Genomic DNA, 20,719 nt, shown 5'->3' with positions numbered 1-20,719 from the left:
TAATAAATTTTGTAAGAATAAGTAAAATGAGTACTTTTCAATGATGAAAGCAAAACTTTTCTCTTTAATTATTCTGTTTTTTGGGCAAATAGTGATGGCTCAAAATAAAATGCCGTATCAATTTTTTGATAAAAACGGTAAAAAGATATCCTATAAAAAAGTGTTGAAAACTGCTGCCAACGCCGAAGTGGTTTTGTTTGGAGAATACCATGATAATTCTGTAGTACATTGGCTTCAGTTAGAGTTTACAAAAGATTTAGCTGAAAGAAAATATTTGGTTCTCGGTGCCGAAATGATCGAAGCGGATAATCAAAAACAACTCAATCAATATTTAAAAGGGGAAATCGATCAAAAAGCATTTGATACTTTGGCGCGGCTTTGGCCCAATTATAAAACCGATTATAAGCCTTTGGTCGATTTTGCCAAAGAAAAAAATATTCCTTTTATAGCTTCTAATATCCCACGTCGTTTTGCGAGTTTGGTTTTTAAAAATGGTTTTGAAGCTTTGGAAAAATTAACCGATGAGGAAAAATCTTGGGTTGCCCCATTGCCAATTGCTTATGATCCAACCATGCCTGGATATGTGAAAATGGTTCAGGAAATGGGTGGTCACGGAGGAGGAAACATGCCGAAAGCACAAGCGGTTAAGGACGCTACGATGGCATATTTTATCCTTAAAAACCTGAAAGAAAATTCGGTTTTCATTCATTATAACGGAACCTATCACAGCGACAACTTCGAAGGGATTTACTGGTATTTGAAAAGAGCAAATGCAAAACTTAAAATTTTAACAATTGCTACAGTATCTCAAAACGATATTTCAAAATTAGAAAAGGAACATTACAATAAAGCAGACCTTATTCTCGTTGTAGATGAAGATGTTACAAAAACACGCTAAAAAACATTAACAAATTCTTGGCATTGTTTTTGTTGTTAATTTTTTCTTAAAGTCAATTAAATTATGAATGCAAAATTTATTCTGGGATTACTGTTAGCCATTGTGTGCATCGGATTTATTTCCTGTGAAAAAGACGAAGTAAAAACGGAACCAATGCTTATAGTGAAATTCCAATTTGATGAAAATCAGGTTAGATTAAATAATCTTGGTCAACCAGCGGGTGTTTCAGCCGGAAATGCTGCCCAATCACCAATTTTCAATACAATTTCTTCCCATTATATCGAGTTGGCTCCAAATGCAAATACAGGATTAGGTATGGGAACAATTTTATATCATGCGCCGGAAACCACTTTAGGCGGTGCAAACGCCATTGATTTTAGTCAGGCAAAAATATCAGCGGAAGGCGAAACTTTTCTGAAAATTCCTTTAAGCCAAATTGCAAATGGCAGTTATGAATGGGTTCGCGTTTCATTATCGTATCAGAATTATGATATTGTGATTCGTCATGACGCCACTGATCATACAGGAACTTTAGCTAGTTTCGTTGGTTTTAATAATTATATAGGGACGCATTCTATCGGGAATAGTACTTTTCCGGTTAATGCCAATAGAGCACAGGGATATTGGGCATTAAATGTTCAGGGAATGCCATTTTCGGGACAGGCGCCTGCTGGAGCAACTACAGTTCCAAATCCGATTGCTTCAACCTCGCCAATTCCTCAAGGTTCTTGTGTAGTGACTGGAAAGTTTGCCAATAATCTTGTGATTACAGGGAATGAAACGCACGATGTGGAAATGACACTTTCCTTATCTATCAACAAAAGTTTTGAATGGCATGAAATAAATCCTGATGGAAAATACGAGCCTTCTGCCGGAGAAAATGTGGTTGATATGGGATTGAGAGGTTTAATTCCTTCATATCAAGTGCAATAGAAAGATTTTAGAGCCATTAATTCTATATAATTTAATACTCAGAAATGGGGGTTTAAAAATTTGAAAAAATTTTTAAACCCCCATTTTAAAATCATTATAAATAACATTGAAAAGGTTGTAGTTCATGTCTATTTGCTTTATTTTTGTATAATTTTTTAAAATAAATTATTCAAATTCTTATGGCAAAATCTGCAGTATTGAAGTCTTCCATTGCAAAAAAAGTCACTATGGCGCTTTCGGGACTTTTCTTAATTTTATTTCTTGCGCAACATTTTTTTATAAACAGCTTGTCGGTATTTAGTCCTGATAGTTTTAATGAGGTTTCTCATTTTATGGGTTACAATCCATTGGTTCAGTACATTATTCAGCCAATTCTTATTTTTGGTGTGGTTTTTCACTTCATTATGGGTTTTGTTCTGAATTTACAAAACCGAAGCGCAAGACCAATTGCTTATGCAAATTATAACGGAGCAGTAAGTGCTACATGGGCTTCCAGAAATATGATTATTTCAGGATTAGTGGTGTTGGCATTTATCGGTTTACATTTTTACGATTTCTGGGTTCCGGAAATTATGTACAAATATGTTGACAACAACCCGCTTGAAGAAACAAGATACTACCATGAATTGGTTCAAAAATTTGAAAGCCCGATTCGTACCGGTTTGTACAGCTTGTCCTTTTTATTACTGTCATTGCACTTATGGCACGGTTTCAACTCCTCATTTCAATCGGTAGGTTTTAATAATAAATATTCAAAATCTTTACACAAATTAGGATATGCTTTTGCAATTGTAGTTCCTTTCGGATTCATATTTATTGCGTTATTTCATCATTTCAATCAATAATACTATATAATAATGGCATTAGATTCAAAAATTCCTAAAGGTCCAATTGCGGACAAATGGACAGATTATAAAGATCATATTAACTTAGTAAATCCGGCCAACAAACGTAATTTAGACGTTATCATTGTTGGGACAGGATTAGCTGGAGGTTCTGCCGCAGCAACTTTGGCAGAATTAGGATATAACGTAAAAGCATTTTGTTTTCAGGATTCACCACGTCGTGCGCACTCTATTGCTGCACAAGGGGGAATCAATGCAGCAAAAAATTATCAAGGAGATGGAGATTCAACTTTCCGTTTGTTTTATGATACCGTAAAAGGGGGTGACTACCGCGCTCGTGAAGCGAACGTACACCGTCTAGCGGAAGTTTCTGCTAATATTATTGACCAATGTGTGGCGCAAGGCGTTCCGTTGGCTCGTGAATATGGTGGATTATTGGACAATCGTTCGTTTGGAGGAACTTTGGTTTCCCGTACTTTTTATGCAAAAGGACAAACAGGACAACAATTATTATTAGGAGCTTACTCAGCCATGAACCGTCAAATCGGTCGTGGAAAAATAAAAATGCACAACCGTCACGAAATGCTGGATTTAGTGATTGTGAACGGGAAAGCAAGAGGAATTATCGCTCGTAACCTGATTACAGGAGAAATCGAAAGACATTCTGCTCATGCTGTTGTTATTGCTTCAGGAGGTTACGGAAACGTATTTTTCTTGTCAACTAACGCGATGGGAAGTAATGCTACAGCAGCTTGGAAAATCCACAAAAAAGGAGCTTTCTTCGCTAATCCTTGCTATACACAAATTCACCCAACTTGTATTCCGGTTTCGGGAGATCACCAGTCAAAATTAACTTTGATGTCGGAATCTTTGCGTAATGACGGACGTATTTGGGTACCTGCAAAACTAGAAGACGCCAAAGCAATTCGTGAAGGGAAGAAAAAACCAACCGATTTATCGGAAGCAGAAAGAGATTATTACTTGGAAAGACGTTATCCTTCTTTTGGAAATTTAGTGCCTCGTGACGTTGCGTCTCGTGCTGCTAAAGAAAGATGTGACGCTGGTTTTGGAGTAAACAAAACAGGTGAAGCAGTTTACCTGGATTTTGCTGCAGCTATCCAACGTTACGGAAAAGAGCAAGTATATATCAAAGGTTTAGATGCTAACGATACTAAATTGATCATCAAATTAGGAACGGAAGTCGTGGCCAATAAATATGGTAACCTTTTCCAGATGTATGAGAAAATCGTTGATGAAAATCCATACCAGACACCAATGATGATTTATCCTGCAGTTCACTACACTATGGGTGGAACTTGGGTTGATTATAATTTACAAACTACAATTCCGGGTTGTTTCTCAATTGGAGAATCAAACTTCTCGGATCACGGAGCCAACCGATTGGGAGCTTCTGCTTTGATGCAAGGTTTGGCTGACGGATATTTCGTATTGCCATATACTATCGGAGATTATTTGTCACCAGATATTAAAGTGGGACCAATTTCTACTGATTTACCTGAATTCGTTGAAGCAGAGAAAGCAGTGAAAGACCAAATCGAGAAATTCATGAACAATAACGGAACACATTCGGTTGACTATTTCCACAAGAAATTAGGAAAAATCATGTGGGACAAAGTTGGAATGGCTAGAAATGCTAAAGGACTGAACGAAGCGATTACTGAAATCGCCGCTTTACGTGAAGAATTTTATAAAGACGTGAAAGTTCCTGGAGAAGCCAATGGTTTCAACCAAGAATTAGAAAAAGCGACTCGTGTTGCCGATTTCCTTGAATTGGGAGAACTTTTCGCTAAAGATGCTTTACACAGAAATGAATCTTGTGGAGGTCACTTTAGAGAAGAATACCAATCAGAAGAAGGAGAAGCACAACGTGACGATGAAAACTTTGCTTATGTAGCCGCATGGGAATACACAGGAAAACCTAGCGATGCTATTCTACACAAAGAACCATTGGTATTTGACAACGTAAAATTAGTAACTCGTAGTTATAAATAAGATTTGAGATATGACAGTGAGATATTAAATATTTCTCATAGTTATCCCTCACTATTAAAATCTAAAAAGATGAAACTTACATTAAAAATATGGCGTCAGAAAAACGCCCAAGATAAAGGTAAAATGGTCGATTATCAAATCGACGGAATTGAGCCAGACATGTCTTTCCTTGAAATGCTTGACGTATTCAATGAAGACTTAATCAACAAAGGTGGAGATCCAGTAGCATTCGATCACGATTGTCGTGAAGGAATTTGTGGAATGTGTTCTTTATTCATTAATGGAGAAGCACACGGGCCAGACCGTGGCGTAACTACTTGTCAGTTGCACATGCGTATGTTTAAAGATGGCGATACGATTACTATCGAACCCTTTAGAGCCAAAGCATTTCCGGTAATTAAAGATTTAGTGGTTAGCAGAGAATCTTTTGAAAGAATTCAACACGCAGGTGGATTTATTTCTGTGAATACATCTGGAAATACAATCGACGCGAATACCATTCCTATTAATAAAAAAGATGCTGATGATGCATTTGATGCCGCCACTTGTATTGGTTGCGGTGCTTGTGTAGCGTCTTGTGTCAATGCTTCGGCTATGCTTTTTGTTGCCGCAAAAGTATCTCAATTTGCTTTATTACCACAAGGAAGAATAGAAGCTACAGACCGAGTTCTAAACATGGTAAACCAAATGGATGCCGAAGGTTTCGGAAACTGTACCAATACCGGAGCTTGCGAAGTAGAATGTCCTAAAGGAATTTCTCTTGAAAACATTGCTCGTATGAATAGAGAATATTTATCGGCAAGTTTGAAAGGATAATATAATTTCGGCATAAGCCAAAAAGAGAATAAGCAAAACGCATCCATTTATGGATGCGTTTTTAATGAGCTTATTTCAAGTTGATTATTATTTCAATAAGCCAATTACAAAAATGAAAAAAATCGCACTATTTATTATGCTTATTATAAGCGTAAAAAATTATTCGCAAGTTTCTATAAGCCCTTCCGAAAGGGGTGCCAATGAAGAATTTAAAGGAGAAGATTTAAATGATTTTAAAAAAACCACTACTGTTTTTATTCTTTCAAATGTCTATAAAAAAGAAGACTATGAAAAAATATTAAAAGAAGTTTGGACTGTTACGCCTTTTATCGTTGTAGATTATAATGATTTTAAGGTAAATGAATATGCTAATGGGAATTTTTCAATAGCTAAACTTTTTGGAGACATTATTGAAACTTCTCATGGACCTTCTGTTGGACTAGGATCTACTCATGGGATGAAATATATTCATGTGAATTTAGTGGTAAAAACTATTAATTCAGTGAAATTTCAAAAAAGTTTCGCAAAACTAAAGCCAGAGGATAAAAAGTATTCAAGAAAATTAAGAACAATATTCGACGAGAACTCATCGTTTATTGCTAAAGTACCTCTTTGTGTAAACAATAAATTTCTAAATGAAATAATGAGATCTGAAACATCTTATGAAAAGCTTTCTATCCTATATGAAAAGATGTATACAGAGACAAGTTTTACTAATACAAATTTGGGAATGTTAAAAAATTATTTTCAACAGATTAGCCAATCTCTAAATAAAGGGGAGCATTATGGTCTTCATGATGATTTCTCTAAACCTGAAATAAAAAAGCTTAAAGATGATGTTCTTTATATTCCAGAGGTTTATATGATGGAATATAATCCATGGAAAGGAACAGAGAAAATAAAAGATGATAAAGATCTAAAAAAACTTTTAGAACACTATAAATATAAGTTTGAATTCATAGCGGATTCTGATTTAGAAAAAAGAATTTTAAATAATGAGGAAATTTTTTATTTAAGATATGTTAGTATGAATGCTAATAAATATTTGCAAGTTGTAAATGGAAAGACTGGTGAACCTGCATATTATTTTTATGGTGCGATGACTTATAATTTAAAGGATGATGATTTTAAAAATATCAATAAAGCGATTAATGCTAAGTAATTTATATTTTATTTGAAACCCAAAAAACGCATTCATTTATGGATGCGTTTTTTTATATTTGATAATCAAATTTTTTACGATGAGAAAATTATTTTTCCAATTACTTTTACTGATTCCAATTGTTTCACTGGCTCAAAATAATTTTCAGCAATACGTGAATCCAATGATTGGAACAGGAGGTCACGGCCATACTTTTCCGGGAGCAACTATCCCTTTTGGAATGGTTCAATTATCACCAGACACCAGAATTGATGGCAGTTGGGATGGTTGCGGCGGTTATCATTACAGCGATAACGTAATTTATGGATTTTCGCATACCCATCTTAACGGAACTGGTGTTTCTGATTTTGGGGATATATTGTTGATGCCAACCATGGGTGAATCCAATTTTGATAGTAAAGTATACTCTTCGAAATTTTCACATTTAAATGAAAAAGCAACTGCCGGATTTTATAGCGTAAAATTGGACAAACACAATATTGCTGTCGAATTAACAGCTTCCACACGTGTCGGTTTTCATCAATATACTTTTAATAACAGCGGTCAAGCCAATATTATTCTCGATTTAAATCATCGGGATAAATTATTATATGGTGATGTCAGAATCATCAATAATAAAACCATTGAAATTCTCAGAAGAAGTGAAGCCTGGGCTCGTGACCAATATGTGTATGCCAGAATTGAATTCAATCAGCCGATGAAAATCAGTAAAATTAAAGCCAATGGCGAACAAAGTGCAGCTTTTTATTCCGGAACCGAATTAGCCATAAGCTTTTCTAAACAAGTTAAAAAAGGAGAAAAAATCTTGATAAAAGTGTCACTTTCACCAACAAGTTACGAAGGGGCGAAACTAAACATGTCGGAAATCAGCCATTGGGATTTTAATAAAACCAAAAAAGAAGCCGAGCAACTTTGGAACAAGGAATTATCCAAAATAGAAGTAACATCAAGTGATAAAGACAAATTGTCAATTTTTTATACGGCTTTATATCATACGATGGTGCAACCCAATATTGCGCAGGATTTAGACGGAAAATACCGCGGTCGTGACAATAAAATCCATCAAGCGGAAGGATTTACGTATTATTCCGTTTTCTCCCTTTGGGACACGTTTCGCGCGGCGCATCCTTTATATACTTTGATTGATAAAAAAAGAACTGCCGATTTCATCAATACCTTTTTAAAACAATATGAACAAGGCGGAAGACTGCCCGTTTGGGAATTGGCATCCAATGAAACCGATTGCATGATTGGCTACCATTCCGTTTCAGTAATGGCCGATGCTATGGCAAAAGGAATCAAAGGATTTGATTATGAAAAAGCTTTTGAAGCCGCAAAACACAGTGCGATGTTAGATCATTTGGGATTGGATGCCTACAAGAAAAACGGATTTATCAGTTTAGACGATGAACACGAAAGCGTTTCCAAAACCGTTGAATATGCCTATGATGATTGGTGTATCGCTCAAATGGCATTGATTTTAAACAAAACGGAAGAGTATCAATACTTCATGAAACGCTCCCAAAATTGGAAAAACATTTTTAATCCGCTAACAGGATTCATGCAACCCAAGAAAAACGGAGGCTGGATTTCGCCATTTGATGCGCGTGAAGTCAATAATAACTTTACCGAAGGCAACTCCTGGCAATATACTTTTTTCGTGCCGCAGGATATCCCGGGTTTGATTGAAGCTTTTGGCGGAAAACAAAATTTCGAAAACAAATTAGACGAAATGTTTTCCAGTCCTTCATCCACAACAGGAAGAGAGCAAGTGGATATTACAGGTTTAATTGGGCAATATGCACATGGAAATGAACCAAGCCATCACATGACGTATTTGTATAATTACGTTGGAAAACCCGAAAAAACTACTGAAAAAGTACATTATATTTTAAATGAATTCTATAAAAATGCGCCCGACGGATTAATCGGAAATGAAGATTGCGGACAAATGAGCGCTTGGTATGTTTTGAGTTCTCTTGGAATTTATGCTGTTACGCCAGGACGTGCTGGATGGACTGAAACCGAACCTTTTTTTGAAAAGATTAAGGTGAATTTTGAAGATGGAAAGAGTGGATTTATAGTTGAAAATTCGGATGAAAGTAGAATAGGGATTCCAATGACAAGATCTAATTGGATTAAACCAAAATTGACTGAATCTATTATTCCAGTTCCGGTAATTCAAGCAGAAAGCAAATCCTTTAAGGATAAAATGAATATTGAAATTGTATCAAATAATCCAAAGGATAAGATTTTTTACATGATAAATAATGGTGTAAATGACAAAACAAAAGACAAAGATTTCGTTGCCTACACTAGTCCGTTTAATATTGATTTGACAACAGAAATTTTAGCAAAAGTAAAAAATGAAGGCAATGAAAGCAATACCATTTCCGCCTCCTTCTTCAAAAAACCAAACCATTGGAAAGTCAACATCAGTTCTAAATACAATTCACAATACACTGCCGGTGGTGACGAAGGAATAATCGACGGCATTTACGGAACCGAAAACTGGAAAAAAGGAGAGTGGCAAGGCTACCAGTCACAAGATTTTGAATGTGTGATTGATTTAATCAAGGAACAAAAAATTTCCGAATTGTCAGCTAATTTTCTTCAGGATAGCCGTTCCTGGATTTTAATGCCTGCAAAAGTGGAGTTCTATACCTCAATGGACAATATCAATTTCACGTTAGCCAAAACCATTGAAAACACTTTAGATCCAAAAGAAACCGAAACTAAAATTATCGATTTTAAAGGAACCATAAGTCCAACATCTGCAAAATACATCAAAGTAAAAGCCTATAATTTTGGTAAATTACCCGAATGGCACCAAGGTTTTGGCGGTGATGCATTTATTTTTATAGATGAAATTGAAGTTAAATAAAAAATCCGATAACAGGAGTAAATTCATATCACGTGCTCTATTTTAAAACAATAAAAAATGAAAACCGCCCTAATCCAAGCATCATTAATCTGGGAAAACCTACAAGCCAACAGAACCTATTTCTCTGAAAAAATCAATGCAATTCAGGAAAAAGTAGATTTGATTGTGCTTCCCGAAATGTTTACCACAGGTTTCACGATGAACCCAAATGAGATAGCTGAAACGATGCAAGGCGAAACGATTTCATTGCTTAAAACTTTGGCAAAATCCAAAAATATCGCAATAACCGGAAGTCTCATCATTAAAGAAAATAACAAGTTCTATAACCGATTGGTGTTCGTTTTCCCTTCAGGAGAAATCCAACAATATGACAAAAGACATTTGTTTACTTTGGCTGGAGAAGATAAAACATACACAAAAGGAAGCGATAAACTAATCGTAGACTATCTCGGTTGGAAAATCTGTCCATTAATCTGTTACGACTTACGTTTCCCTGTTTTTGCAAGGAATACGGAGGATTATGATTTGCTGATTTATGTAGCCAATTGGCCGGAACCACGCATCAATGCTTGGGATGCCTTGCTAAAAGCGCGTGCTATAGAGAACATGAGTTATGTGATTGGTGTGAACAGAATTGGCGAAGACCAAAACAAACACAATTATCCGGGACATTCACAAGTATTGGATTGTTTAGGCAATTATTTAATAGCACCAAACGAACAGGAAGACGTTTTTATCACGGTTTTAGACAAACAAAAAATGCTGGAAACCAGACAAAAATTCGGTTTCCTGAACGACAGAGATTCATTTACTATTTAATACTTAAATCAAAAACCTGATCCACGTCCCAATTCGCCCGAACGTCTATTTCTTTGGGGAAATAAATTACTTCCTCGGTTTGTCTTTTCTCCAGATAATTACCGGAGTCCCATTCCTTATTATTATTCGTGTCATAAATGACTCTGAGCGTGAATAGAGTAGGTTCAACTGCAGTAAAATCAATAGTCGTATTTTTTTCAGAATATTCTGTCGCAATAACTTCGCCTTTCGCGTTGGTCAATTCCACTATAACCGGAAACTGTTTTACGTTTTCCAAATTCACGCGTAGGTTTCCATAATCGGAAGTGTTTTTCGTACTCAATTTATAGGATAAAGTATCATTCGGCTGTTCTAAATAATCAGTCATGGCACCAGGCAAAATTGCTACCGTGTATTTTTGCAAAGGTTCTTTCACAAAATCAAACTTCAACTGCTGATTAAATTCATCATATTCCGTTGTGAAAGGAACTGAAATCGAATCCTTATTTGTGATTTTCATTTTCGAATTGTCAAAGGTCACTAATGGTCTTGAAGCAACCAAGGTAAATTTATCACGCAAAGGCAACACGCCGCTTTGTTTTGCTTCAAAACTCAACGTATCTTTTTTCTGGTCTTTAATTTTGAAGTTAAAATTTTCACTGTACTTTTCTTTGGTCACAGCCAAATTCAGCGAATCCACTTTTAAAGGTTTGTACCAAATCTGCACCGAATCCTTTTTAGGGAATTGCGTAACAATTGTCGGAAGGATATTATTTCCGTGTTTCAAAATTACTTTCATGTCTTTTGGCTTGCCTTCATAACCTAAAAGCAGTCTGTTTCCAGAAGCCTGAATTGGTTTTATGGCTTTAAAAGCAGGCACTTCTTTAAATAATTCGACTTCAAAAACCGTATCATTCGGAATCGTAATATATTCTTTATGAAACCCGATTTTGTCTTCTTTAGGATTGAATTTATTATTGCTGTTAATGTCTTTCATCGCTACCAAAAGATATTTTCCCGGTTTTAAATTCTCCAGTTTAAAAGTTTTCAAACTGTCCAAAGTATTCGTAATGTATCTCGGCACGTCTTTGTAAACCACAGAATCTTTAAATTTATCATTAATTTCGTAAAGCATTACTGAAACAAATGGCTCTGCTTCCTTGTTCAAGGCATCTTTAACTTTTCCGCCAAGGGACAGCGAATCGATATAACTTCCGGTCGAAAACACATATTTAAACTGTTTGTACGGATTGCTCTCGTTATTGTCTTCGATGCTTTGGCCAAAATTAAAACTGTAAGTTGTATTTGGCTGAAGCGTGTCGTTAATTTTTATCGTAATGAATTTGCTTGCGGTTGTAGGCGAAATAGTCGGCGCTTTCGTCATCGGTGGCGAAATAATCAACTGTTTATTGATGTTTTTCAACTTGATATATTCGTCAAAAGTCAATTTGATTTCATTTCCTTTAAAATCGGTACTGTAATTTTTCGGGACACTCGTTCTCAAAACAGGGGCAATGGAATCTTTCAAACCTCCGGTTATGTTGCCTCTTTTGGCACAACCCGTGATTACCAATAACAGCAAAATGAAAATAGATGCAAAGTTGTTTTTCAACATAATAAATCAAAAATTAGAACCCACAAAATAACAATTATATTTATTGTAATCGAAACATTTTGTAGAATTATTAGGAGCTATTTCCCGCTCTACGCTATATCTTTTGCTTTTTAAAGAAAAAAGCAAAAGGATACCGCTGCGATCAGGGCTAAAAAACATCAGATTTCATAAGGAATATTTAATTTATGAATGCGACATCGCCATACAAACAATGCTGATTTTCGCTCCCGGAATTTTCAGCAAAGCCTTTCCACAAGCTTCAAGCGTGGAGCCAGTTGTCAAAACATCATCAATTAACAAAAAATGTTTGTTATGGTCTTTCTCGTCAAAGGTCACGTCAAAAACTGTTTCCGTTATTTCGGTTCGACCCAAAAGATTCTTTTTTGCCTGAGTCTTGGAATAAACATTTCTCTGCAAAAGCATTGGATTATATGGAATTTCCAAATTTTCAGACAATCCCAATCCGAAAGTAGTCACCTGATTATAGCCTCTTTCCCGCAATCTTTTCTTGTGAAGCGGAACTGGAATTATTTCATCGAAAGTTTTGGTGATGGCAGTGGATTTTAAATCCTCGGCAAACCAGGCTCCGAAAACCGTTCCGATTTCTTCATGGCCGCGGTACTTCAAACTGTGAATGATTTCCTGAACAATTCCTTTTTTATGATAATACATCAAAGTCGACGCATGTTCAACAGCAATCCTTCCGTAAAATTTCTTAAAAGCTTCATTTTCCGGATTTTTGGTATGTTGTGTCAAAGGGATTTCATGTCGACAAGAAGTACAAATTACGTTTTCATTAGTTAACAAAAAGGATTTGCATCCCAGACAAACTTTCGGGAAAAGGAGATTTATCAAATTTTTGAACATCATTTTTTCGATTTAGTTATAAAAATAGCAAAATCTATCATTCAATGTTCATTTATATTCCTTTTTTAAGTTCACTTTTTATATTTTTGCATTATGGCAAAACAAGAAGATTTATTTAAGAATGTAGTTTCGCATGCAAAAGAGTACGGATATATTTTTCCGTCTAGCGAAATTTACGATGGTTTAAGTGCGGTTTATGATTATGCACAAAACGGAGTAGAACTAAAGAAAAATATTAGGGAATATTGGTGGAAATCCATGGTGCAAATGCACGAAAATATTGTAGGTCTTGATGCCGCAATTTTAATGCATCCAACCACTTGGAAAGCTTCCGGTCACGTGGATGCTTTCAATGATCCGTTGATTGACAACAAAGATTCCAAAAAAAGATACAGGGCTGATGTTTTGATTGAAGATTATGCCGAAAAATTGAATATAAAAGCGCTAAAAGAAATTGAAAAAGCAAGATCTCGTTTTGGCGATGCTTTCAATGAATTGGAATTTGTAACCACCAATCCAAGAGTGGTGGAATATCTTTCTAAGAAAAAAGAAATTCTCGAGAGAATGGCACATTCTCTGGAAACAGAAAATTTGGAAGATGTAAAAGCCTTAATCGAAGAATTGGAAATTGCCGATCCTGAAACGGGTTCCAGAAACTGGACCGAAGTACGTCAATTCAACCTGATGTTCGGAACCAAATTAGGGGCTTCTGCCGATACGGCAATGGATTTATACTTGCGTCCGGAAACGGCTCAGGGAATTTTTGTCAATTTCCTAAACGTGCAAAAATCAGGAAGAATGAAAATTCCTTTTGGAATAGCACAAACCGGAAAAGCCTTTAGAAATGAGATTGTTGCGAGACAATTTATTTTCCGTATGCGTGAATTTGAACAAATGGAAATGCAGTTTTTTGTAAAACCAGGCGAAGAAATGCAATGGTACGAATACTGGAAAACGACGCGTTTGAACTGGCATTTATCTCTTGGTTTAGGAAAGGAAAATTACCGTTTTCACGATCACGAAAAATTAGCACATTATGCTAATGCTGCAGCTGATATTGAGTTCAATTTCCCATTCGGTTTCAAAGAATTGGAAGGAATTCACTCTCGTACGGATTTCGATTTAAAAGCGCACGAAAAGTTCTCCGGAAAGAAATTGCAATATTTCGACACGGAAACCAATGCAAATTATACGCCTTATGTGGTGGAGACTTCCGTTGGATTAGATAGAATGTTTTTGGCTGTTTTCTCCAATTCATTAAAAGAAGAAACCTTGGAAGATGGTTCTGTAAGAACTGTATTGCAATTGCCATCGGTCTTGGCGCCAACCAAAGCCGCTGTTTTTCCATTAGTTAAAAAAGACGGTTTGCCTGAAATTGCACATCAAATTATCGATGATTTGAAATGGGATTTCAATGTGGCTTATGATGAAAAAGATGCGGTCGGTCGTCGTTACAGAAGACAAGATGCATTGGGAACACCGTTCTGTATTACTGTAGATCATCAGACGATTGAAGACCAAACGGTAACGATTCGTCACAGAGATTCGATGAAACAAGATCGTGTAAAGATTTCGGAATTGAAATCGATAATTGAAAATGAAGTTTCAATGAAAAACTGGTTGATGAAAGCGAAAGTGTAATCCGCTTGTAATTATATAAAGAAAGGCTTTCCGATTTGGAAAGCCTTTTTGCATTTAGATCTTAGCGATAAATTCTTTTGAGAATTCTTTTATTTCATCTCTTACTTTTCGGAACTCGGCTATCAATTCTTTAGCGGTTCCCGATGATTTTGATGGATCTTCAAAACTATGATGTATCGTTTTGGTTTTGGTTGGAAAGAATGGACAGGCCTCTTTGGCGTTATCACAAACTGTAATTATATAGTCAAAGTCAATGTCTTGGTATTCGTCTACGTGGTTGGAAGTGTGTTTGGAAATGTCAATGCCATCTTCTGCCATGATACCAACCGCAAACGGGTTAAGACCGTGAATTTCTACACCGGCGCTGTATACTTGTACTTTATCTTTTCCAAAATGCTGTAGATAGCCATGTGCCATTTGGCTTCTGCACGAATTTCCTGTGCATAATACTAATATTTTTTTCATTTTTTAGTTGTTTTGGATGGGCAATTATTTAGGGGAAGCTTTTTTGCGTAAGGGATAGAAGAGGCTACCGTGTAGCCCTGACAGCCCGACCCCGACCCCGTGGGACGGGTCACGCCCCAATTATTTGTAATACTTTTTCTTTAGCCAAAAGGCAAAACGAACCATTAAGATTAATGCGGGAACTTCTACTAAGGGACCGATTACACCGGCAAATGCCTGTCCGGAATTGATGCCGAAAACACCAATGGAAACGGCAATAGCCAGTTCGAAATTATTTCCTGTTGCAGTAAAAGATGCTGCGACATTGTCTCTGTAATTGGCGCCAACACGTTTAGCTACGAAAAACATTAGCGTAAACATAGTTGCGAAAAAGATTACCAATGGAATGGCTATTTTGATTACATCCATGGGGATGTCTACAATCATTTCGCCTTTTAGGCTGAACATTACGACAATAGTAAAAAGTAAAGCAATCAGGGTTATTGGAGAAATAAACGGCAGGAATTTTTGGTTGAACCATTTCTCGCCAATGTATTTTCGGATGGCATAACGGCTGATCATGGCCGAGGCAAATGGGATTCCGAGATAGATTCCGACGGTTTTTGCTATTTCTGCAATGGTGATATTTAAGGACAATCCTTTGATTCCGAATAAGGGAAGCATGATTTCGAGATAAAAATAGGCATACAAACTAAAAAACAAAACCTGTAATAAACTATTAATTCCTACTAAACCCGCTGTTAACTCGCGGTTTCCTTCGGCTAATTCGTTCCAGACGATGACCATCGCGATGCAAGGTGCAATCCCGATGATGATTAATCCGGTCATGTATTCCGGATTGTCCCGTAAAAAGAAAATGGACAACAGAAACATCAAAAACGGCCCGACAATCCAGGTGATGAATAACGAGGCGAATAATAATTTTGGTTTTTCGAACATTTGTGGAATCTTCGAAAAATCAACCTTGGTCAAAGGCGGATACATCATTAGAATTAATCCGATGGCTAACGGAATATTTGTGGTTCCGCTCGAAAAAGAGTTGATAAAATCGCCTGTGTTTGGAATAAAATACCCGATTCCGATTCCGATAGCCATCGCCAGGAATATCCAAAGGGTTAAATATTGGTCTAAAAATCCGAGTCTTTTTTTCATTTAAAAGGGTTGAAATGCGTGGCAGATAGTGTTTGTTTTGATTCTTTATCGTTGAATTAACAACAGCCGGAATCGGGTGTGCAACAGCTGTTTTGAATTTCTGATAATTTTACTTTTTCTTTTGGCGTTCCGCAAGTCTGACCTCTTCCGATGGCTTTGCATTCGGTTTTGTCCGCGGTCAATTTTACGATAATCTCGTCGTTTGTGATTTGAAAATCCTGAGGATGCATTTGACGCGTTTCGAAACTGTCGTTACCAAATTCTATTTTTACCGGGCTATTCGGATTTAGCGGAAGTGTTTTTTCTACTAAATCGATAATAGACATGGCTTTTGAAACTTTCATTGGACGTTCGGTTTCATTGGTATTTGGTTCCCAAAGTTGAACGATAACTTCGGTCCAAGCATTCATCTTTCCACCGCAATCTACTGAGGTGATATTGGCTTGCTTGATTTCGGTGATGTGAAAAGAGGGATTTACTCTTTGGTTTTCTGCAAATTCAAATTGCAAATGAAGTTCAGGATTTTGAGCCAACTGTGTTTTAAAGTCTGTCCAATTCATGATAGTTGATTTTTAGCAGCAATCCGAAGATTTGCAGCAGGTTGTTTGTACTAAGTTTATAAAGGTTTGAATTTTTTGAATGATTTTTTCATCTAAACAATAACAAATATTATTTCCCGTGATTGTTCCTTTTATGACACCCACTTTTTTCAATTCGGATAAATGCTTCGAAACGGTTGATTGTGCCAATGGTAAAACTTCGACGATGTCGCCGCAAACGCAGGAGTTGGATTTCATCAGAAATTGTACGATTTCCAATCTTGCAGGATGCCCTAATGCTTTTAGGATTTCGGCCATTTCGTTAGTTTCTTCTGAGAAACCGGTTGTTTTTGTTATTCCCATATCGCAATATTACGATATAGATTTAGTTTAACCAAGTGTTTTTTGATATTTAACACTAATTTAATTGAAAACAACTTTAAATAAAAAATCCTGACAGGTTGAATATCAGGATTTAGTATAGGTATTTTAAGATTTTTATTCTTGTGTAATTGCATCCCAGCCACGTGCTTTTAACGGGATTTTCGTATTGGCACGAGTAACCAGATGGATGCCTTCGCTTTCCTGAGTCATGTGACCAATAATTGTAAAGTTAGGATTGCCTTTGATTTTTTCGAAATCTTCCATCGCAATGGTGAAAAGCAATTCGTAATCTTCGCCTCCATTAATGGCAACGGTGGTACTATCAATATTGAATTCTTCGCAAACATTAATCAATTGCGGATCAAGCGGTAATTTGTCTTCATATAAATTACAACCAACGCCGGATTGTTTGCACAAATGCATAATTTCTGAGGATAATCCATCTGAAATATCGATCATTGAAGTGGGTTTTATTTCCAAAGCATGCAATAAAGTACGCACATCTTTTCTGGCTTCAGGTTTCAATTGGCGTTCGATTAAATAAGTGTAAGCCTCTAAATCGGGTTGTGAATTTGGGTTGACCTGAAAGACTTGCTTCTCGCGTTCCAAAACCTGCAATCCCATGTAAGCGGCACCGATATCGCCGGATACAACTAATAAATCGGTCTGTTTTGCGCCATTTCTATATACTAATTCTTCTGAATCTGCCTGACCGATTGCGGTAATGCTTATGATTAATCCTTTTTGAGAGGAAGTCGTGTCGCCACCAATTACATCTACATTATACTCGGAAGCAGCAAGTGTAATTCCATCAAATAATTCCTCGAGTGCTTCCAATGGAAAACGATTGGAAACCGCAACAGATACCGTGATTTGGGTTGCTTTGGCATTCATCGCGCAAATATCTGAAATATTCACTACAACTGCTTTGTATCCTAAATGTCTCAAGGGCATGTAGGCTAAATCAAAATGAACGCCTTCAATCAATAAATCCGTTGAAACAACGATTTTTTTGTCAGCAAAATCCAAAACGGCGGCGTCATCTCCAATTCCTTTTAGCGTTGAAGGTTGGTTGATGGTGAAATTTTTGGTTAAGTGGTCTATCAGGACAAATTCTCCTAATTGTGCAATACTGGTTCGTTGTGGGGTTTTATCTTCGATCATTTCTTTTAAATTTCTGAGGCGCAAAGGTACGAAGTTGTAAAGTTTATTTATCAAATAAAAGAGAATTGATTCATTACAGTCACTTGATTTATTAATGTTTGTATTTGAGGTTTGAAATTTTTATCGGAACTTTATAGTACTTTAATTTGCTGATAATGAAAACGTTTGATATTGTTACCCTTACGGTTAATCCTGCTTTGGATAAAAGTGCCCATTTTAGAGGTTTGGTTCCAGAGCAGAAAATCCGATGTGAAACACCGCGATATGATGCGGGTGGCGGCGGAATCAATGTTTCTAAAGCCATCGTCCGTTTGGAAGGAGTTTCTAAAGCGATATTTACATCCGGAGGCTCCTCCGGAAACATGCTGAAGGAATTGATCAAAAAGGAAAAAATAGCATTTGAAACCATAGTAATTCACAGTTGGACCAGAGAAAGTTTTGTTGCTATCGATGACAATACGAATTTGCAATACCGTTTCGGTTTTAGGGGAGCTGAAATCAATTCTGACGAAAAAGAAGAAATCCTTCGGGTAGTTGAAGAATTAAAATGCAATTATTTAATTGTGAGTGGTAGTTTGAATGAAGGTTTACCAGCTGATTTTTACAAACAAATTGCTGAAATCGCTAAGAAATCGGGTTTTAAAATGATTCTAGATGCTTATGGCGAGGCCCTTAAAAATGCGTTGGAAGCCGGAGTTTATATGATAAAACCCAATGTTGGCGAATTGGCAAAATTAGTAGGTGTGGAGCGCTTGGAAATAGATGAAGTATATGAATCGGCTAAACAAATCATCGCTAGTGGTGGAGCAGAAATTGTAGTGGTTTCCCTTGGTCCGCAAGGCGCAGTATTAGTTACAAAAGATCTTCATGAGTTTGTGCCTGCACCCAATGTTGCAAAGAAAAGTACTGTTGGGGCAGGAGACAGCATGGTGGGTGGTATGGCCTGGGCTTTGTCACAAAATAAAAGTTTAAAAGAAGTCTTGCAATGGGGTGTCGCCTGTGGTACAGCGGCAACTATGAACGAAGGGACGCAACTCTTTAAACTTGAAGATGCCAAACGTTTATTTGAATGGCTTCAAAAGAAGTGATTTTTTATTTAGAATAAAATTGCCTGACAATTTTTATTATAGGCTTTGTTTATATCATCGTTTCATGCTAAAATGAGCTTTGAATTCCTGATCAACACCATTATTTTTATAAAAAACCTGAAACCAATAATCGGTAGAAGGAAGTGGCTGTCCATTATAGGTTCCATCCCAGCCTGGTCCCGTCGGACTGAGTTGTTTTATAAATTTTCCGTATCGATCATAAATATTGATTACTGCATCCGATTGGTCTGCTAAATCAAAAATATTCCAAGTGTCATGAGTGCCATCGCCATTTGGAGTGAAATAATTTGGGTATTTCAATACGATAGCTAATAATATAATATCGCCGCAATCGCCTTTTGTGTCGCGGATGGTAATAATATGTTGACCCGAAGGGGCATCGTGAAAAATATTGTCAGTTTGAAAAGGACCATTGTCCATCTGGTATTCATAGGTTCCGAAACCACCGGTGACATTTACGATAATATCGATAGTATCTTCAAAAGCACCTGTTACTGTTGTAGTTGCAATGGCTGTGCTTGATTTCTCAACGGTGACAGTTGTTGGATTGTAGCCGCAGTCACCCCCGATGTCCGGTGTGTTTTTAATAATGATTACATCATAAGTCCCTTCCTGGATGGCTGTGTAATTGGGTCCAGTTCCCATTAATGTTCCATTCAAATACCATTCTACAGTGAAAATAGCAGGATTTAGACCTGAAACTAATTCGAAAGAACTAAGTAATGCTCCAGTGGTGAAATCCACGCAAATCGCACCGTCATTAATTACGAGATTATTCAATGGATAAATGGTGATATTGAAGTCGTCTTGGTCGAAGCAATTTGGGTTGGTTTGCGAAACTGCATAAACATACATTATTTGGCTCGTCGAAATATTTTGACCAGCAGAATAAGGCGTTCCCGTTCCGTTTGCTCCGGAAAAATAATTGCCTATTGGTAAAGCAGGTAAGGTATAGTTTGCACAAGCTTCTACATCGGGTTGGCTCGTTAAGACTGGTGTTGTCGAAAGAGTAACCACAAAATCATCCTCATCCGAGCAGGTTAATCGAGTGCCTACTATCGCATAAACGTAAATTGTTTGCGATGTTATTAAGACGGTTCCAGCAGGAATTATTGACCCTTGTCCGCCAGATTGAGAGTAGTAATTACCCACAGTTAATGCAGGTAAAGTATAACTATCGCATTCATTAATGTCTGAGAAAGTGCCAACTTCGACCCCGCCGGTTTCAACAGTAAAAATGGTTTCATTGGTACATGCCGTAAAATCACTCCACTCATTATAAATGTAAATCGTTTGCGTGGCAGAAATAACTGTTCCGGCAGAAATAACTGTTCCGGTGCCGTTAGGACCACCTGTGGCGGTGTAATAGGTTCCGTTAGTCAATGCCGGAAGTGTAAAATCAGTACAAGTAAACACATCTGTGAAACTGTCGAC

At 36.8% G+C, this 20,719-nt stretch carries 18 protein-coding genes; 10 read left to right on the top strand and 8 right to left on the bottom strand.

Features of this window, described 5'->3' with window-relative positions; all coding sequences use genetic code 11:
- Window positions 1–43 precede the first annotated feature (43 nt).
- From VI621_RS00090 to VI621_RS00055, 8 genes are all read left to right on the top strand, one after another.
- On the top strand, window positions 44–898 hold the full coding sequence (locus VI621_RS00090) for a ChaN family lipoprotein (protein ID WP_414655475.1): 855 nt from the start codon (window positions 44–46) through the stop codon (window positions 896–898).
- 63 nt (window positions 899–961) lie between these two features.
- Window positions 962–1,831, top strand: coding sequence for a hypothetical protein (locus tag VI621_RS00085; RefSeq protein WP_324216348.1), 870 nt, complete (start codon window positions 962–964; stop codon window positions 1,829–1,831).
- Window positions 1,832–2,010: 179 nt separating this feature from the next.
- Entirely contained in the window at window positions 2,011–2,676 is a 666-nt protein-coding gene (locus VI621_RS00080; RefSeq protein WP_324216347.1) for a succinate dehydrogenase cytochrome b subunit, read from the top strand.
- 12 nt (window positions 2,677–2,688) lie between these two features.
- Window positions 2,689–4,689 (top strand): fumarate reductase/succinate dehydrogenase flavoprotein subunit, encoded by a 2,001-nt coding sequence (locus tag VI621_RS00075; protein ID WP_324216346.1) that lies wholly within the window; start codon window positions 2,689–2,691, stop codon window positions 4,687–4,689.
- 69 nt (window positions 4,690–4,758) lie between these two features.
- Window positions 4,759–5,505 (top strand): succinate dehydrogenase/fumarate reductase iron-sulfur subunit, encoded by a 747-nt coding sequence (locus tag VI621_RS00070; protein WP_324216345.1) that lies wholly within the window; start codon window positions 4,759–4,761, stop codon window positions 5,503–5,505.
- Window positions 5,506–5,617: 112 nt separating this feature from the next.
- Window positions 5,618–6,667 (top strand): hypothetical protein, encoded by a 1,050-nt coding sequence (locus tag VI621_RS00065; protein ID WP_324216344.1) that lies wholly within the window; start codon window positions 5,618–5,620, stop codon window positions 6,665–6,667.
- Window positions 6,668–6,746: 79 nt separating this feature from the next.
- The gene (locus VI621_RS00060; protein WP_324216343.1) at window positions 6,747–9,551 is read left to right on the top strand and encodes a GH92 family glycosyl hydrolase; all 2,805 of its coding nucleotides are present in this window, start codon (window positions 6,747–6,749) and stop codon (window positions 9,549–9,551) included.
- A 57-nt stretch (window positions 9,552–9,608) separates the two neighbouring features.
- Window positions 9,609–10,370 (top strand): amidohydrolase, encoded by a 762-nt coding sequence (locus VI621_RS00055; RefSeq protein ID WP_324216342.1) that lies wholly within the window; start codon window positions 9,609–9,611, stop codon window positions 10,368–10,370.
- Here VI621_RS00055 and VI621_RS00050 read toward each other — a convergent pair.
- Both VI621_RS00050 and VI621_RS00045 read right to left on the bottom strand, forming a co-directional pair.
- A complete protein-coding gene (locus VI621_RS00050) occupies window positions 10,363–11,964 on the bottom strand; it encodes an Ig-like domain-containing protein (protein WP_324216341.1) in 1,602 nt (533 codons plus the stop codon). The two genes, VI621_RS00055 and VI621_RS00050, sit on opposite strands and share 8 nt — an antisense overlap.
- A 183-nt stretch (window positions 11,965–12,147) precedes the next feature.
- Window positions 12,148–12,831 (bottom strand): ComF family protein, encoded by a 684-nt coding sequence (locus VI621_RS00045; RefSeq protein ID WP_324216357.1) that lies wholly within the window; start codon window positions 12,829–12,831, stop codon window positions 12,148–12,150.
- A gap of 93 nt (window positions 12,832–12,924) precedes the next feature.
- Here VI621_RS00045 and VI621_RS00040 point away from each other — a divergent pair, with 93 nt between their 5' ends.
- Complete coding sequence (locus VI621_RS00040) at window positions 12,925–14,472, top strand: glycine--tRNA ligase (RefSeq protein WP_324216340.1); 1,548 nt, start codon at window positions 12,925–12,927, stop codon at window positions 14,470–14,472.
- A 54-nt stretch (window positions 14,473–14,526) separates the two neighbouring features.
- Here VI621_RS00040 and VI621_RS00035 read toward each other — a convergent pair whose 3' ends face one another.
- The 5 genes from VI621_RS00035 to thiL form a co-directional block, all read right to left on the bottom strand.
- Window positions 14,527–14,937, bottom strand: a complete 411-nt coding sequence (locus tag VI621_RS00035; RefSeq protein WP_324216339.1) for an arsenate reductase ArsC — start codon at window positions 14,935–14,937, stop codon at window positions 14,527–14,529.
- A gap of 120 nt (window positions 14,938–15,057) precedes the next feature.
- Window positions 15,058–16,089: an ACR3 family arsenite efflux transporter gene (arsB, locus tag VI621_RS00030; RefSeq protein WP_324216338.1), complete on the bottom strand. Its 1,032-nt coding sequence runs from the start codon at window positions 16,087–16,089 to the stop codon at window positions 15,058–15,060.
- A gap of 56 nt (window positions 16,090–16,145) precedes the next feature.
- Complete coding sequence (locus VI621_RS00025; RefSeq protein WP_324216337.1) at window positions 16,146–16,649, bottom strand: DUF6428 family protein; 504 nt, start codon at window positions 16,647–16,649, stop codon at window positions 16,146–16,148.
- 12 nt (window positions 16,650–16,661) lie between these two features.
- Window positions 16,662–16,991 carry a metalloregulator ArsR/SmtB family transcription factor gene (locus VI621_RS00020; protein ID WP_324216336.1) on the bottom strand — a complete coding sequence of 110 codons (330 nt, stop codon included), beginning with the start codon at window positions 16,989–16,991 and terminating at the stop codon, window positions 16,662–16,664.
- Window positions 16,992–17,126: 135 nt separating this feature from the next.
- Window positions 17,127–18,176, bottom strand: a complete 1,050-nt coding sequence (gene thiL / locus VI621_RS00015; protein WP_324216335.1) for a thiamine-phosphate kinase — start codon at window positions 18,174–18,176, stop codon at window positions 17,127–17,129.
- 155 nt (window positions 18,177–18,331) lie between these two features.
- Here thiL and VI621_RS00010 point away from each other — a divergent pair, with 155 nt between their 5' ends.
- Window positions 18,332–19,264, top strand: a complete 933-nt coding sequence (locus tag VI621_RS00010; RefSeq protein WP_324216334.1) for a 1-phosphofructokinase family hexose kinase — start codon at window positions 18,332–18,334, stop codon at window positions 19,262–19,264.
- 54 nt (window positions 19,265–19,318) lie between these two features.
- Here VI621_RS00010 and VI621_RS00005 read toward each other — a convergent pair.
- Window positions 19,319–20,719 (bottom strand): T9SS type B sorting domain-containing protein (locus tag VI621_RS00005; protein ID WP_324216333.1); only part of this gene is annotated, 1,401 nt, incomplete at its 5' end.

The sequence above is a fragment of the Flavobacterium sp. genome (assembly GCF_035292545.1).
In the GTDB taxonomy this organism is placed as follows: Bacteria; Bacteroidota; Bacteroidia; order Flavobacteriales; family Flavobacteriaceae; genus Flavobacterium.
This window is presented reverse-complemented; position numbering and strand designations above follow the sequence as displayed.